The organism is Microbacterium sp. NIBRBAC000506063, from assembly GCF_017968845.1.
Classification (GTDB): domain Bacteria; phylum Actinomycetota; class Actinomycetes; order Actinomycetales; family Microbacteriaceae; genus Microbacterium.
Genome location: NZ_CP072876.1, coordinates 802,099 through 817,857 on the forward strand (window position 1 = coordinate 802,099; position 15,759 = coordinate 817,857).

9 protein-coding genes and 5 pseudogenes are annotated in these 15,759 nt (G+C 69.2%); 4 read left to right on the top strand and 10 right to left on the bottom strand.

What is annotated here, in order from left to right; translation table 11 throughout:
- Positions 1–3 precede the first annotated feature (3 nt).
- From KAE78_RS04540 to recQ, 4 genes and pseudogenes are all read right to left on the bottom strand, one after another.
- The gene (locus KAE78_RS04540; protein ID WP_223171969.1) at positions 4–1,701 is read right to left on the bottom strand and encodes a hypothetical protein; all 1,698 of its coding nucleotides are present in this window, start codon (positions 1,699–1,701) and stop codon (positions 4–6) included.
- Entirely contained in the window at positions 1,698–2,123 is a 426-nt protein-coding gene (locus tag KAE78_RS04545; protein ID WP_223171970.1) for a hypothetical protein, read from the bottom strand. Before KAE78_RS04545 ends, KAE78_RS04540 begins: the two co-directional genes overlap by 4 nt.
- Positions 2,051–3,511, bottom strand: coding sequence for a choice-of-anchor G family protein (locus KAE78_RS04550; RefSeq protein ID WP_223171971.1), 1,461 nt, complete (start codon positions 3,509–3,511; stop codon positions 2,051–2,053). The genes KAE78_RS04545 and KAE78_RS04550 overlap by 73 nt, the downstream gene beginning before the upstream one ends.
- 97 nt (positions 3,512–3,608) lie before the next feature.
- A pseudogene (gene recQ, locus KAE78_RS04555) lies at positions 3,609–5,500 on the bottom strand (DNA helicase RecQ).
- A 66-nt stretch (positions 5,501–5,566) separates the two neighbouring features.
- On the opposite strand from recQ, the gene KAE78_RS04560 reads away from it, so the two are divergent.
- Positions 5,567–5,872, top strand: coding sequence for a GNAT family N-acetyltransferase (locus tag KAE78_RS04560; RefSeq protein ID WP_223171972.1), 306 nt, complete (start codon positions 5,567–5,569; stop codon positions 5,870–5,872).
- Positions 5,872–6,790: pseudogene (locus tag KAE78_RS19415) on the top strand (pirin family protein). The gene KAE78_RS04560 and the pseudogene KAE78_RS19415 overlap by 1 nt, the downstream one beginning before the upstream one ends.
- A gap of 26 nt (positions 6,791–6,816) precedes the next feature.
- Here KAE78_RS19415 and KAE78_RS04570 read toward each other — a convergent pair.
- From KAE78_RS04570 to KAE78_RS04595, 6 genes and pseudogenes are all read right to left on the bottom strand, one after another.
- Entirely contained in the window at positions 6,817–8,274 is a 1,458-nt protein-coding gene (locus KAE78_RS04570) for a cation acetate symporter (protein ID WP_223171973.1), read from the bottom strand.
- On the bottom strand, positions 8,271–8,645 hold the full coding sequence (locus tag KAE78_RS04575) for a heavy metal transporter (protein ID WP_223171974.1): 375 nt from the start codon (positions 8,643–8,645) through the stop codon (positions 8,271–8,273). Before KAE78_RS04575 ends, KAE78_RS04570 begins: the two co-directional genes overlap by 4 nt.
- The gene (locus tag KAE78_RS04580) at positions 8,642–9,367 is read right to left on the bottom strand and encodes a LytR/AlgR family response regulator transcription factor (protein ID WP_223171975.1); all 726 of its coding nucleotides are present in this window, start codon (positions 9,365–9,367) and stop codon (positions 8,642–8,644) included. Before KAE78_RS04580 ends, KAE78_RS04575 begins: the two co-directional genes overlap by 4 nt.
- A pseudogene (locus KAE78_RS04585) lies at positions 9,364–10,555 on the bottom strand (sensor histidine kinase). The gene KAE78_RS04580 and the pseudogene KAE78_RS04585 overlap by 4 nt, the downstream one beginning before the upstream one ends.
- 125 nt (positions 10,556–10,680) lie before the next feature.
- Positions 10,681–10,905, bottom strand: a complete 225-nt coding sequence (locus KAE78_RS04590; protein WP_223171976.1) for a YbdD/YjiX family protein — start codon at positions 10,903–10,905, stop codon at positions 10,681–10,683.
- Positions 10,906–10,932: 27 nt separating this feature from the next.
- Positions 10,933–13,213, bottom strand: a pseudogene (locus KAE78_RS04595) (carbon starvation CstA family protein).
- 138 nt (positions 13,214–13,351) lie between these two features.
- Between KAE78_RS04595 and KAE78_RS04600 the strand changes: the two are divergent.
- Positions 13,352–13,903 (top strand): ECF transporter S component, encoded by a 552-nt coding sequence (locus KAE78_RS04600; RefSeq protein ID WP_223171977.1) that lies wholly within the window; start codon positions 13,352–13,354, stop codon positions 13,901–13,903.
- Positions 13,904–13,975: 72 nt separating this feature from the next.
- A pseudogene (locus tag KAE78_RS19420) lies at positions 13,976–15,673 on the top strand (ABC transporter ATP-binding protein).
- Positions 15,674–15,759: the final 86 nt, after the last annotated feature.

Sequence of the window (15,759 nt, forward strand, 5' to 3'; positions counted from 1 at the left end):
AGACTACCGTTCCGCCTGCTGCCGTACCGCGATCGCGAGGCGCCATAGGCGAGCGCTCCGCCGAGCAGCAGCAGCGCGCCGATTCCCATCGCCGGCCACGGGTCCGAACCGGTGGGGGCATCTGCTCCGCCACCACTTCGAAGGTCCGCTGACCGATCCGGATTCCTCGCCGGTCAGCGTCACCGTGTGCGTGCTCAGCGCCGCGGACTGCGGGATCGTCCACACGAAGGTGACTTCACCATCCGCATCGGCGACCTGCGTTCCCAGCTGGATCGTCGGCGTGGAGTTCATCACACCCGCGACGACCTCACCGGGCAGGAATCCGGTACCGATCGCGGTCTGGACCTCACCGCGCTGCAGCACCGGCACCTGAACGATGATGCCGATCTCACCCTCGGGATCCGTGGGATCGGTCGGGTCCGTCGGGTCGCTCGGGTCCGTGGGATCTGTCGGGTCACTCGGGTCCGAAGGATCGGTGGGATCGCTCGGGTCCGTGGGATCACTCGGATCGCTGGGGTCCGTCGGGTCCGAAGGATCTGTCGGATCGCTCGGGTCCGAAGGATCGGTGGGATCACTCGGGTCCGTGGGATCACTCGGATCGCTGGGGTCCGTGGGATCACTCGGGTCCGTCGGATCACTGGGATCCGTCGGGTCACTCGGGTCCGTCGGATCAGTCGGGTCCGAAGGATCTGTCGGATCGCTCGGGTCCGAAGGATCGGTGGGATCACTCGGGTCCGTGGGATCTGTCGGATCGCTGGGGTCCGTGGGATCACTCGGATCCGTCGGATCACTGGGATCCGTCGGGTCACTCGGGTCCGTCGGATCAGTCGGGTCCGAAGGATCTGTCGGATCGCTCGGGTCCGAAGGATCGGTGGGATCACTCGGGTCCGTGGGATCTGTCGGATCGCTGGGGTCCGTGGGATCACTCGGATCCGTCGGATCACTGGGATCCGTCGGGTCACTCGGGTCCGTCGGGTCACTCGGGTCCGTCGGATCTGTCGGATCTGTCGGATCGCTCGGGTCCGTGGGATCGCTCGGGTCCGTCGGGTCCGAAGGATCTGTCGGATCACTCGGGTCCGTCGGATCAGTCGGATCTGTCGGGTCCGAAGGGTCGGTGGGATCACTCGGGTCCGTCGGATCCGAAGGATCTGTCGGATCACTGGGATCCGTCGGATCGGTCGGATCGCTCGGGTCCGTCGGGTCACTCGGGTCCGTGGGATCGGTCGGGTCACTCGGGTCCGTGGGATCGGTCGGGTCACTCGGGTCCGTGGGATCGGTCGGATCGCTCGGGTCCGTGGGATCGCTCGGGTCCGTCGGATCACTGGGATCCGTCGGATCGCTGGGATCCGTGGGATCACTGGGGTCCGTCGGGTCCGAAGGATCACTGGGATCCGTCGGGTCACTCGGGTCCGAAGGATCGGTCGGATCGCTCGGGTCCGTCGGATCAGTCGGGTCCGAAGGATCTGTCGGATCCGTGGGATCGGTCGGGTCACTCGGATCGGTCGGATCGCTCGGGTCCGAAGGATCAGTCGGGTCCGAAGGATCTGTCGGATCCGTGGGATCGGTCGGGTCTGTCGGATCCGTGGGCTCCGTGGTGTCCTCGGCCACGACGACCGTGTCCGACTCCGCCGTGTTGCCGTACTCGTCCGTTCCCACGACAGTGAACACGTCGCCTTCCACTGCGGTGTCGGGGATCGTCACGGGCGTGTCCGCGGGATGTTGCCCTCACCGTCGGTGGTCACCGTGATCGGGTCGCCGACCGGATCACCGTTCTCGTCGGTCAGCTGCAGGTCGACGTCGGTGTTCGGCGGCCAGCCCGAGGAGTTCACGAGCGTTTCACCGCCGGCGACGACCGGGCTCGATGCATCCAGCTCCGGCTCGTACTCCGCAACGGAGTTCGGGCCGACTTGTGCATGGGCGAGCACGATCGTGCCCACGCCGCCTGCACCCAGGAGGTCGCCTACAGTCAGGACGAATGCTTCCTGACTGTAGACCGGACCGTTGTCCGGCTGCACATTGCCTCGCAACGAGACGACGCCGTTCAGCAGCGTCACAAGCGGGGAGATGTCGTCGATGATGTCGGTGACGGCACCGGTGACGACCGGTACGATGTCATCGACCACGCCACCAGAGCCCAGAAGGACGTCGGTAATCGGGCCGGTAAGCTCACCGAGCAGCACTCCCCGTCCAGACCAGGAACGGTGACTCCCGCGACAACTGCGGAGATGCTCGCCGTGGCGGTTCCATCCACAACCGAGGCGAGGGTCTGGTTCGGAACCGACACCGTCGCACCAAGGGTGCATATGACGATTTCAGCGAGACACACGTCGATGTCAACGTTCAATGTCGCCGCGTTCAGTGCGTCCTCGACCGCCGATTCAACGGCATCCGGCACAGTGTCCAGAAGATTGCCGATGCGTGTGAGCAGGTTGTTCAATACATCTGCGGAGAGTACCTCCTCCCCCACGAGGAGGTTGTTGAGCCCTCGACCAGTAGTGTCGCTGAACAGCGCGTCCAGATCCACTTCCACGACGCCTGTTCGCAGGTCGAGAGTGATGACGCCATCACCGAGCGGTGTGTCGAGGATGCTGTCCAGCGCCCCCGCGACATTGCTCGTGATCGAGATCTCAACCTCGCTGTTGCCGAGAAGATCTGTAACGCCGGTCAATGTCGCGATGACACCCGCCAGCAAGCCGTTCGGTCCCGTCAGGGTGTTGATCGCCGCATCGACGGTGTCAGCGACACCGTCGGTTCCGGTCAGCACCGTCTCCAGCCCGCCGACCGCAGGAAGACTGAGCAGCAGATCGCCACCGGCGACGTGATAGTCACGCGTCACACCGTCTTCGCCGTCGAGCGATGCCTCGGCGGTGACCGCGCGTAGAGAGATCTCCAGATCCGCGACCACATCGGTGACGCTCTCGCCGAGCAGACCGCTCAGATCGAGTGTCGCATCCGCGGGATAGTCCCCTGTTCCGCTCGTGTCGACGATTCCGCTGTCGTTGACGGCACCGGTCGCGGCTCGCGACTGTCCGCCATCTGACGACTGGGAGTACTGATTGACCGCGCCCAGGGCGAGGAAGTCGCCCAGCGGCACGGACAGACCACCGGGGATCGTGATGTTCAGCGCGTTGAGCGCCGTGAGATCCAGCGAGCTGGTCTGCGTGTCTGGGTCGGGCGACGTGCCGTCGTGGCTCGTCTCGACACCAGCCAGAGCGGCGACATTGTCGAGCGATACTCCATCCAGCAACAAGGATCCGGAGAGGAATCGTGCGCTGGACGCGGATTCATCCCCAGGAGCGGCGAAAGCCGCAGAGGAACCGAGCGAGTGCCCGACCACCAGAGCGGCGATCGCCGCAACCGTGAAAGGTCTTGTTCGTCTGCTCTTCTTTTTTACAGCGTGTTCTTTCTTGTGGTCGATCATGTACTTTGCCCCCTCGATGCAATGTACGTACTGTGATCTTCCCCTAGTCGGCCGATGTCGCCACCAACAGTCAAACTCCGTGACCCACACTGCCGTAGCCCTCAGCAAATGTCCAGGGTTCGTTCGACCATGTTGTGACACACGGTGAAACATCCGAACGTGATCATCCTCCGGCCACGTGCCTGGCTCACGCGCCGGCGATGACCTCCAGCACGGCCTCTCCGTAGGCCTCGCGCTTCTTCGCACCGATGCCGGTGATGCCATCGAGCGCATCCCAGGAGCCTGGCCGATGTTCGGCGAGCGCACGCAGCGTGGCGTCGCCGAACACGATGTAGGCGGGCACCCCGGCTTCACGCGCTGTGGTCGCGCGCCATTCGCGCAGTGCCTCGAACAGTTCGCGATCCTCCTCGCCCAGGGTGTCGGCCGCGGCCGCCTTGCGCACTTTCGCCTTCACCGTGCGGCCGATCGTGTCGCGCCGCAGCGGCACCTGACTCTCACCTCGGAGCACGGCACCGGCCGCTTCGCCGAGCGCCAGCGTGCCATATTCACCTTGCGGAATGAGGATGCCTCGAGCAAGCAGCTGCCTCACCACGGAACGCCAGTCCTGGTCGGTGAGGTCGGCGCCGATGCCGTAAGTCGCAAGACGCTCATGGCCCTGCTGCCGCATCCGCTCGGTGTCGGCACCACGCAGGATGTCGATGAGATGGCCGGCACCGAACGCCTGCCCGCGTTCCCGCTGCAGCCGCACGATCGTCGACAACAGCTTCTGCGCCGGCACGAGTCCGTCGAAGGTCTCCGGCGGCTCGAGACACGTATCGCAGTTGCCGCACGGGCTGGACTCCTGCCCGAAGTAGTCCAAGAGATTCTGTCTGCGGCATGCAACCGTCTCGCACAGTGCGAGCATGGCGTCGAGGTGCTGCTGCATCCGCATCTTGTAGGCGCGCTCGCCCGGCGACTGGTCAATCAGGCGACGCTGCTGCACGACATCGCCGAGCCCGTAGGCCATCCACGCGATCGCGGGGTCGCCGTCGCGGCCGGCGCGGCCGGTCTCCTGGTAGTAGCCCTCGACGGATTTCGGCAGATCGATGTGGGCGACGAAGCGGACATCCGGCTTGTCGATCCCCATCCCGAAGGCAATGGTGGCGACCATCACGACGCCGTCGTCGCGCAGGAACCGCGACTGGTTCGCCGCCCGCACCTCGGCGGGAAGGCCCGCGTGATACGGAAGCGCGTCGATCCCCTGCGCGCACAGGTACTCGGCGGTCTGCTCGACGGACTTGCGGCTGAGCGCATAGACGATGCCGGCCGGCTTCGAGCGGGCGTCGGGCCCGTCGACGAGCTCAGGGACCGACTGTATGAATCTCAGCAGCTGCCCGCGGGCCCCCTGCGGTCCCTGAGCCTGTCGAAGGGCGATGCGGTACTGAATATTGGGTCGGTCGAAACTCGCCACGAAGTGCCGCGCTTCGGGCAGCCGCAACCGCTCGGTCAGCTCGCGGTGCGTCGCCTTCGTCGCCGTGGCTGTGAGCGCCATGCGCGGCACGCCCGGAAAGCGCTCATCGAGATCGCCCAGCGCCAGATAGTCGGGACGGAAGTCGTGCCCCCACTGCGACACGCAGTGCGCCTCGTCTATCGCGATGACACTGAGCGTGCCGCGCTGCAGGAGCGCCGTCGTCTGCGGCGACGAGAGCCGCTCCGGGGCGACGTAGATGAGGTCGAGCTCGCCAGCCAGATAGGCGCGCTCGACCTCGGCGCGCTCGTGGGGGCCTGCGTCGAGTTCAGATAGGCCGCCCGCACGCCGTTGGCCAGGAGCGCGTCGACCTGATCGTGCATGAGCGCGATGAGCGGGCTCACCACGAGCCCCGTGCCCTCGCGGACGATCGCCGGCACCTGGTAGGTGATGCTCTTCCCGCCACCGGTCGGCATGAGGACGACCGCGTCTCCACCGGCGACGACGTGCTCGACGATCGCGGCCTGATCGCCGCGGAAGGCGTCGTACCCGAACACGGTGCGGAGCACGTCGAGCGGATTCTGCGGCATCCGTCCAGCGTATCGGCGGCGCGCGACATCCGATCCCTCCATCCACAGCTCCATCGTCCGGATGGGGCTTCACGGGCGTAGGTTGGAGGAACGAGCGAAGGAGCGCAGATGAGCGACATCACCGTCACCCTCAACGAAGACGAGTCCCGCTACGAGATTCACACCGGAGACGTACTGGGCGGATTCGCCGCCTTCGAGCGCCGCCCCGGCAAGATCCTCTTCGTGCACACCGAGATCGACCCCGCATTCCAAGGGAAGGGTCTGGCCGGGCAGCTGGCGGCGCATGCGCTGGCGGACGCCGCGGCATCCGGCGACACGATCGTGCCCTACTGCCCGTACATCCGGAAGTACCTCGAGACCCACGAGGTCGACGGCGCGACCATCGAGTGGCCGCAGCTCCCCGGGAACGGATGATGCGGGGGCCGCGCTCGATCACCCTCGAACCGAGGGAGGTGCCGCTGGGCGGCGTGCGCAACATGAGCGTGCTGCGCACCCTCCCAGCCGCGACCTGCCGACGGTGGGCGCCTGGTGCTTCCTCGACCGCTTCGGCCCGGGTCCGGTGAAGATGCGCGTCGAGCCGCATCCGCACATCGGCCTGCAGACGGTGACCTGGCCGCTCGTCGGCGATGTGCGCCACCGAGACTCCGTGAACAGCGACGTCATCGTGCGCCGCGGGCAGCTGAACCTCATGACCGCCGGGAACGGCATCTCGCACTCGGAGTACTCCGTGGGGAGGAGCCGGTGCCGATGGACGCACTGCAGCTGTGGACCGTGCTGCCCGAAGACGCCCGTCACGGTCCCGGCGGCTTCGAGCAGCACCACGACCTGCCGACGCTGACGATCCCCGCGGAGGAGGGAGCGGATGCCGAGGTCACGGTCGTTCTGGGCGAGTACCGGGGGACGCGCTCACCGGCATCCGCCTTCACCCCGATCGTCGGCGCCGAGATCGTGCTGGCACCGGGGTCACGGGTGGAGCTGCCGCTGGCGGTCGCCTGGGAGCACGCGATCATGCTCGTCGAGGGCGACGTGCGGGTGGCCGCCGTGGAGGTGCCGCGCGGGCAGATGCAATTCCTCGGTGACGGACGCGATGTCGTCGAGGTCATCAGCAAGGACGGCGCGCTGCTGTTCCTGCTCGGCGGTGAACCCTTCGAGGAGGATCTCGTGATGTGGTGGAACTTCGCCGGCCGCACCCACGAGGAGATCGCCCAGGCGCGCGAGGACTGGGAGGCGGGGAGCGACCGCTTCGGCCACGTGATCCATCACGGCGACGAGCGGATCCCGGCGCCGCCCATCCCGCCGGTGCGGCTCATGCCGCGAAGGCGGCACGTGTAGCGCCGCTCCGTCCCTCGGATGCCGCCTCACGCCCGATCGGGCGTGTGCAGCCGGCTGAGGAAGCGATCGGTGCGCAGGGGCGCGCCGCGGCGGTCGAGGAGCGAGACGATCACGGCTGTGGCCGTCGCGAGCGGGATCGTCCACGCCGCCGGCTGCGCCAGGAGCGGGGCCGCGACGCCGACGCCGTCGATCGCCCCGTGGATGAGGGCGGCCAGTCCGCAGGAGACACCGCCGGTGACCATCCCGGCGACGGCACCGCGTGCCGTGAGCCTGCGCCACCATACACCCAGCAGCACGATCGGCGACAGCGTCGAGGCGGCGACGATGAAGACCATGCCGACGCTGGAGACGAGACCCGCCGGCGCGGTCAGCAGCGCCACGGCCAGCGGCACGAGGCTGCACAGCACCGCCGACAGGCGGAAGGAGCGCACCGAGCCGGAGAAGACGTCCTGGCTGATGACGCCGGCCAGCGACACCACCAGGCCCGTCGACGTCGCCAGGAACGCCGCGAAAGCGCCCGCCACGATGAGCGCCGTCAGCAGCTCGCCGAAGATGCCGGGGAACACCCGGGAGGGAACGACCAGCGCGACCGTGTCGGCGACACCGGGCTCGGCAAGATCCGGAGCCACGATCCGCCCGAGCAGGCCCATGCCGCTGGAGACGGCGTAGAACACGCTCACCATCGCGATCACCAGCACGGTCGTGCGCCGCGCCGCGGCTCCCGTGGGACTCGTGTAGAACCGCACGAGCACATGCGGCAGCCCCATCGTCCCCATCAGCAGCGCCAACAGCAGTGATCCGGTCGCGTAGGCGTCGAATCCGGAGGGCCCCGCCTCGGCCGGGAACACCAGGGCGGGGTCGAAGTCGTGCGGCCCGCCGCTCAGCGCGAAGGCGATGAGGATCACCGGCACGAGCAGCGCGGTCAGCTTCAGCCAGTACTGGAACGCCTGCACGAAGGTGATCGCCCGCATCCCGCCCGCTGCCACCGCGGCTGCCACGAGCACCGCGACCGTCACGGCGCCCACCCACTCGGGGAGCCCGGCCACCACGACGAGCGTGATGCCGGCGCCGTGCAGCTGCGGGACGATGTACAGCCAGCCGATCACGAGCACGGCCGCGCTCGTGACCCGGCGGGCGGCGAGCGACTCCAGCCGCGCCTCGACGAAGTCGGGGATCGTGTACGCGCCGCTGCGGCGCAACGGCGTCGCGACGAAGACGAGCACGAGCAGATAGCCGGCCGCGTAGCCGATCGGGAACCAGAACCCGCGCGCGCCGTCGAGCAGCACCAGGCCGGACAGCCCCAGGAAGGTCCCCGCCGACAGGTACTCACCGCTGATCGCCGAGGCGTTCCACACCGGGCTGACCGTGCGCGAGGCCACGAAGAAGTCGCTCGTCGTGCGCGAGATCCGCAGCCCGTACGCGCCGATGAGGAGCGTCGCCACCACGATCAGCGCGACGCCGACGAGATCCAGGGCGACGTTCACTCGCGCTCCCGGAGGGTGCGGTACCGCCGCTCGTTGCGCGCCGCCCCGCGGGCGTAGAGCACCGCGAAGACGAAGATGATCGGGTAGAAGGCGAAGGCGTGCAGCAGCCACGACAACGGGACGCCCGCCACGACGATCTCGTCGAAGACAGGAATGAGCGCCAGGGTGATCGCCATCGCCGCCATCACGACCACGAAACCGGCCACCGTCCCCAGGGCCAGGCGCAGCTGGCTGCGCATGAGCGCTCGCGCGTAGACGGCGTCGGCCTCGTCCGCGGCGTCGCCGGGGAGCGCGAGTCCGCGGGTGACGGGCGCACCCCGCCGGGGTCCGACATCCGATGTCACCCGGACCCGCCGCGGTGCGTCGCTCATCGCCCGCTCCTCTGCTCGCCCCGGGTGAAGGTCTCGCGCACGACCGGCAGCAGCCTTCTGCTCACCGGCAACACGATGTCGCCGACGCTCACCGAGGGCTCCGATCCGCTCAGCCGCACCTCGGTGACCGCGGCCGCGCTCACGAGGTAGGAGCGGTGCACGCGGAGGAACCCGGCATCCGCCCACCGCTGCTCCAGCTCCGAGATCGGCACGCGCACGAGATGTCCGGTGCCGTCGTCGGTGTGCAGCCGGGAGTAGTCGCCCTGCGCCTGCACCCAGCGCACGTCGCTGCGGCGTACGAAGCGCACGGCCGAGCCGACCGTGACCGTCAGCACCTCGTCGTCGCCCTCGGCCGCCGCATCGCCCAGTTCGAGCACGCGGTCGACGGCACGGCGCAGACGGTCGGCGCGCACGGGTTTGAGGAGATAGTCCGCGGCGCGCAACTCGAAGGCCTCGACGGCCCGCGCCTCGTCCGCCGTGACGAAGACGACCGCGGGCGGCTCGGCGAGCGCGAGCAGGGCGCGGGCGAGCTCGGTGCCCAGCAGCCCCGGCATGTGGATGTCGAGGAAGGCGATCGTCACCGCGCTCTCCGAGAGCAGCCGCAGCGCCTCGGCGCCGGAGGTCGCCGTGCGGATCTCGCCGATGCGCGGGTCGGCGCGCAGCAGGTGGACGAGCTCGTCGAGGGCCGGATGCTCGTCGTCGGCGACGAGGACATCGATCATGAGCTCACCTCGCCGAGATCGGGGTCGTGCAGCGGCTGCGACTTCGGCACCCGCATGCGCACCAGGGTACCGGCGTCGCGGTTGGTCTCCACGACCAATCCTCCCTCGACGCCGTACAGCTGGCGCAGGCGCGTATCGACGTTGCGCAGCCCGATGTGGGCGCCGTCGTCGGCCGAGACGAGCAGCTCCCGCAGCGAGACCGGGTCCATCCCGACCCCGTCGTCCTCCACCGTGATCTCGGTGTGGGTGATGTCGTCGCGGGACTCGATGCGGATCGTGCCGCCGCGCTCCCCGGCTCGAGCCCGTGCCGCACCGCGTTCTCGACGAGCGGCTGCACCGACAGGAACGGGATGACGGTCGCGAGGGTCTCCGGCGAGATCCGCAGGGTCACGCGCAGCCTGTCGCCGAACCGCGCGCGCTCCAGCTCCAGGTAGGAGTGGATGCTGCGCAGCTCCTCCGCGAGGGTCGTGAACTCCCCCTGGCGACGGAAGGAGTAGCGCGTGAAGTCGGCGAACTCCAGGACGAGTTCGCGCGCCCGGGTCGGGTCGGCGTGGATGAAGGAGGCGATCGCCGTCAGCGCGTTGTAGATGAAGTGCGGGGAGATCTGGGCGCGCAACGACCGCAGCTCCGCCTCGGCGAGCGCGGTCCGCGAGGCGTCGAGCCCGCCCAGCGCCACCTGCGCCGCGCACCAGTCGGCGACCTCCTCGGCGGCGCGGACGAGGCTCGCGCGCACCGGCGCGGCGAAGGCGACGACCACCCGAGCACCTCGCCGTCGACGCCGATCGGCGCGCCGACCGCCTCGAGGTCGCTGTCGTCCTCGGATGCCGGGAACACCTGCCGCCGCCCAGTCTCGCGGACCCGGGCGGCGATGCGCACGGCCGCCGTCTCGAGCCCGTCGGCCGCTCCGTCGAGCACCACCGCGTCGTCGTCGCCGACGATCGCGATCGCCGCGCTCCCCAGCAGCACCCGAAGGTGCCGGGCCGCCCGGGCCACATCCGGAGAGGAGAGCCCCGCGCGCAGATGCGGCGCGGCCAGGCTCGCATGATGCAGCGCGCGGTACGCGGCCTGCTCGGCGTCGCTGCCGAGGTCGGCCGTTCCGCGGGCAAGCCGCCGGGCGAGCAGCAGCAGGACCGTCAGGGCGATCCCGCCGATCACACCCAGCACCGCCGCCAGGACGACATCCGTCATGGCCTCCAGCCTAGGAGGTGCGACGCCGACGATTCCGGAAGAATCGGATACCCGCCGGGTGTGATCCGTGGGATCACCCCCTCAACCGGAACGCACCCGATTCTTCCGGAACCGTCGTTCGCACCTCAGCAGCAGCGCGCCCCCGGATTGCGGTCCTGGTCGTCCATCTTCTGGCGCCAGAACTGCCGCTCGGTGAGCGGCTCCTGGTCCGGATGCGTACGCCGGAGATGGGCGACGTAGGTCGCGTAGGCGCTGTCGCCCATCAGGTTCGTGAAATACCAGCGGATGCCGCGCCCGGCCCGCCCCCGAACGCGGCGAGCGCGCGCAGGGGTGGGGGCCGGTCGCGGCATCCGTCTTCTGAGTCATCGTCGCGGCGCTCAGTGGTGAGCGCGGCCCTTCAGCTCGGCCTCGACGATCGGCGCCCATTCCTTCTCGAGCTCGCGCTCGGAGGGGTCGGGATGAGCCCGGCCGGGGCGTAGCGGCGCGAGGCGACGGGTGCCTCCTCGGTGTTCTCACCACCGCCGTTGCGGACGGCCTTGATCGTCACGGCGATCGAGGCGACCATCACGATGATGGCGAGGGTGACGAACACGACCGACAGGGTGCCCTGCACGCCCGTGTTGCGGATGACGGCCTCCATGACCTCCGGGGAGCCGAGGGTCGTGTCGCCGGCGGCGAGCGCGTCGCGGTAGCGGAAGTGGTTCGCCCAGTATCCGATCGCGGGACCGGCGAGAAGATCTTGTACAGCGACGCCGTGATGGTCACGACGGCGGTGAACCCGAGCGGGAGGATGACGATCCACAGCCACTTCGCGAAGCTCTTGCCGCGCTTGGCGACGATCGCGAGGACCACGGCGAGCGCGATGGCCGCCAGCAGTTGGTTGGCGATGCCGAAGAGCGGGAAGAAGGTGTTGATGCCGCCGAGCGGGTCGGTCACACCGAGGATGAGGATGTATCCCCAGCCGGCGACCATGATGGCGGTGGTGATCCACACCCCGGGACGCCACGACACATCGCGGAACTTCGGGATGACGGCGCCGATCGAGTCCTGCAGCATGAAGCGGGCCACACGCGTGCCGGCGTCGACGGCCGTGAGGATGAACAGCGCCTCGAACATGATGGCGAAGTGGTACCAGAACGCCATGAGCGCCTGACCGCCGAGAGCCTGCTGCATGATGTGCGCGAGGCCGAGGGCGAGGGTCGGGGCGCCACCCGTGCGCGAGACGACCGACTCCTCGCCGATGGCCGCGGCGGTGCCGGTGAGCATCTCGGGCGTGAGGTGCACCCCGGTCAGGCCCAGCGAGTTCACGAAGGCGACCGCGCCCTCCACCGTGCCGCCGGTCATGGCGGCGGGCGAGTTCATCGCGTAGTAGATGCCCTGATCGATCGAGATCGCGGCGACGAGGGCCATGATCGCGACGAACGACTCCATGAGCATGCCGCCGTAGCCGATGAAGCGGGTCTGGCGCTCCTTCTCGACGAGCTTGGGGTCGTGCCCGAGGAGATGAGCGCGTGGAACCCGGAGAGGGCGCCGCAGGCGATCGTCACGAACAGGAAGGGGAACAGGGCCCCGAGAACACCGGCCCCAGGCCCGTCTTGCCGAACTCCGAGATCGCGGGGACCGTGATCTCCGGACGCACCACGATGATCGCGACGGCGAGGAGGACGATGACGCCCACCTTCATGAACGTCGACAGGTAGTCGCGCGGGGCCAGCAGCAGCCAGACCGGGAGGACGGCGGCGATGAAGCCGTAGATGATGATGCCCCAGGCGATGACCTCGCGGTCGAGGTGGAACATCGCGTAGCCCCACTCGGTGCCGGCCACCCAGCCGCCGGCGATGATCGCGGCGATGAGCAGCACGAAGCCGATGATGGAGACCTCGGTGACCTTGCCCGGGCGCAGGTAGCGCAGGTAGACGCCCATGAAGAGCGCGATCGGGATGGTCAGCGCGACCGAGAAGACGCCCCACGGGCTCTCGCCGAGGGCATTGACGACGACGAGCGCGAGGATCGCCACGATGATGATCATGATCAGCAGCGAGGCGATGATCGCGGCGGTGCCGCCGATCTTGCCGAGCTCCTGGCGGGCCATCTGACCGATCGTGCGACCGCCGCGGCGCATCGAGAAGAACAGCACGAGGTAGTCCTGGACGGCACCGGCGAGCACGACGCCCACGATGATCCAGATCGTGCCGGGGAGGTAGCCCATCTGCGCGGCGAGCACGGGACCGACGAGGGGCCGGCGCCGGCGATGGCGGCGAAGTGGTGACCGTAGAGGACACGACGGTCGGTGGGGACGTAGTCCTTGCCGTCCTGCTTGACCTCGGCGGGGGTGGCCCGCTTGTCGTTCGGGCGCGTGAGGTAGCGCTCGATGACCTTCGAGTAGAAGCGGTAGCCGATCAGGTAGGTGCAGACCGCGGCGAACACGAACCAGATCGCGTTGACGGTCTCGCCTCGCACGAGGGCGAGCATCGTCCAGGCGACACCGCCGAGCAGGGCGATGGCGGCCCAGAGGACGATCTTGGCCGGGGTCCAGCGGGTGTCCTTCTTGTGCTGTTCCTCGGTGAGGGCGACAGGGGGAAGGTTCGGGTCGGTGGCGAGATCCTGCTCGTCGCCTGCGACTGCGGCGCCGCGACCGCGCGACGTGGAATCAGTCATGGGTTCTCCTTGTGAGTGCGCAACGTTGCGTGACCCCACGTTAGGGAGCGTGGCACGGGCGGAGAGCACGAGCGGGCATCGGATGCGACGAACGGCGCCGACTGCGCGACGAACGGCACCGGCCGGTACTCTGAGAGGATGCCGAAACCACCCTCCGCCCTGTCCACGCGCGTGCTCCTGACATGTGCGGCGATCGGCGTCGCGACGGGTCTCCTCTCGGCCGGGGCCGGCTATCTCAGCATCCCCGTCTCGGCCGCGATCCCGGTCCTCTACGGGGTGCTGCTGGGCTCGCACGTGCTCCCAGGCGTCATCGCCCAGGCGCTGCTGCGTCTGCCGTGGGTCGCGCTCCTCACCCACGTCCTGGCCGCTCTCGTCTCCAGCGCCCTCGCGCCGCACTGGGCGACCCGCTTCATCGGAGCGGCGATCCTCATCGGCGGCATCCAGGAGGGCATCGCCGCCCTCACCCGCTACCGGCACTGGGAGTGGTGGCGCTTCCTCGTTTCCGCCCTCATCGTCGGCGCAGTCCTGGGCGTCTCGATCGGCATCGCCGCCGACGTCAGCAAGTTCACCCCCTGGGCGATGGTGATCTACTTCGGGCTGTTCCTCGTGGCGCCGGGCGCCTGGACCTTCGTCGGAATCGCGATCGCCGAGGCACTGCGGCGGGCGGGCGTGGCGCAGATCCCTCGCTGACGATCTCTCACCGCACGGCCCCCTCGATGCACGCCGCTGCGCACCCAGGTAAGGCTCAGCTAAGTTAGAAGGATCGACACCTCATCCGCGCCCCTGCTTCGCGTGCGTGACCTCTCCCTCACCCACGCGGGATCCGAGCGACCCTCGCCGAGGCGGGTGAGCTTCGACATCCATCCCGGCGAGGTCGTGCTCGTGCTGGGTCCGAGCGGCTCGGGCAAGTCGACGCTCACCCTCGCACTCAATGGACTCATCCCCCACGCGGTCCCCGCGGAGATCTCCGGCACCGTCGAGGTCGCCGGGACGGACACCTCCGCGGCATCCGTCGCCGAGTTGAGCACGCATGTCGCGATGGTGTTCCAGGATCCGGACGCCCAGCTGGTCACCGGCACCGTCTTCGACGAGGTCGCCTTCGCCCTCGAGAACCTGCTGCTGCCGGTCGACGAGGTGCTCGCCCGCACCGAGGACGCCCTCCGCCGCATCGGACTCTGGGAACGGCGCGACGACAACCCCGACCGGCTCTCCGGCGGCGGCCGTCAGCGCCTCGCGATCGCCTGCGCCCTGGCGATGGGCTCTCCGGTGATCGTGCTCGACGAGCCCACGGCGAACCTCGACCCGCGCGGCATCGACGATGTGTACGCGGCGCTCGGCGACCTCGTCGCGTCGGGAGACCGAGCGATCGTCCTCGTGGAGCACAACCTCGACGCCGCCATGGCCTTCGCGACGCGGACGATCGTGCTGGGCCCCGAGGGTCGCCTCGCCTTCGACGGGCCCGTCGCCGACGTCATCCGAGGCCACACCGACGAGCTGTTGGAGATGGGGTCTGGCTCCCCGCCGCGACCCTCGCCGCACGAAGGCTGCGCGACGCCGGCGTGGAGATCGAGCCCCTCCCGCTGACCCCGGCCGAGCTGCGGTCAGGGCTGGAGAAGGCCGCGCTGCCCAGGATCCATGAGCCGTCGGATGCCGGAGCCGTCACCACCGGCATCCCGGTTCCCGCCGCGGAGCCGCTCATCCGCGCTCGCGGGCTCACCGTCCGTCGCGGGCGCACCGAGGTGCTCCACGACGTCGACCTGGACATCACCGCCGGCAGCTTCGTCGCCTTCGTGGGCACGAACGGCGCCGGCAAGACCACCCTGATCCAGGCCCTCGCGGGGTCGTCCCGCCGCCGCGTCGACAGGTCAGCGTGGCCGGGATGGATCCGGCCTCGGCCTCACCGCGCGACCTCGCCGCGCACATCGGCTTCGTCTTCCAGAACCCCGAGCACCAGTTCATCGCGCACACCGTGTTCGACGAGCTCGCGCACGGGCTGCGGCTGCGACACGTCGGCGCCGACGAGATCACCGAGCGCGTGGAGCAGATGCTGCGGCGGTTCGGCCTGGAGGACAAGGCCGACACGCACCCTTCCTCCTCTCCGGTGGCGAGAAGCGCCGGCTCTCGGTCGGCACGGCCCTCATCACCCGCCCGCGGGTGCTCGCCCTCGACGAGCCGACGTTCGGGCAGGATCGCGCCCGTGCCGCGGAGCTCCTCTCGCTCCTGCGCGACCTGCGCGAGGAGGGCACGACGATCCTCGTGGTCACCCACGATCTGCAACTCGTGGCCGACTATGCCACGCACACCGTCGTCCTCGAGGACGGCCGCATCCGCGCGGCGGGCCCCACGGCGGAGCTGTTCCGCTCGGAGACACTGTTCGAGGGCGCCGGGCTGCGCCTTCCCGCCCTGCACCGGGCGCTGCCCTCGGCGCTGCGCGGTCTGCGGTTTGAGGCGGCCCGATGAGCCTCGCGACGCCGGACCCGACGACGACGGATGCCGCAGCTCGCCCGCATCCGTCCTTCGACCCCTATGCGCCGCCGCCGGCTCCG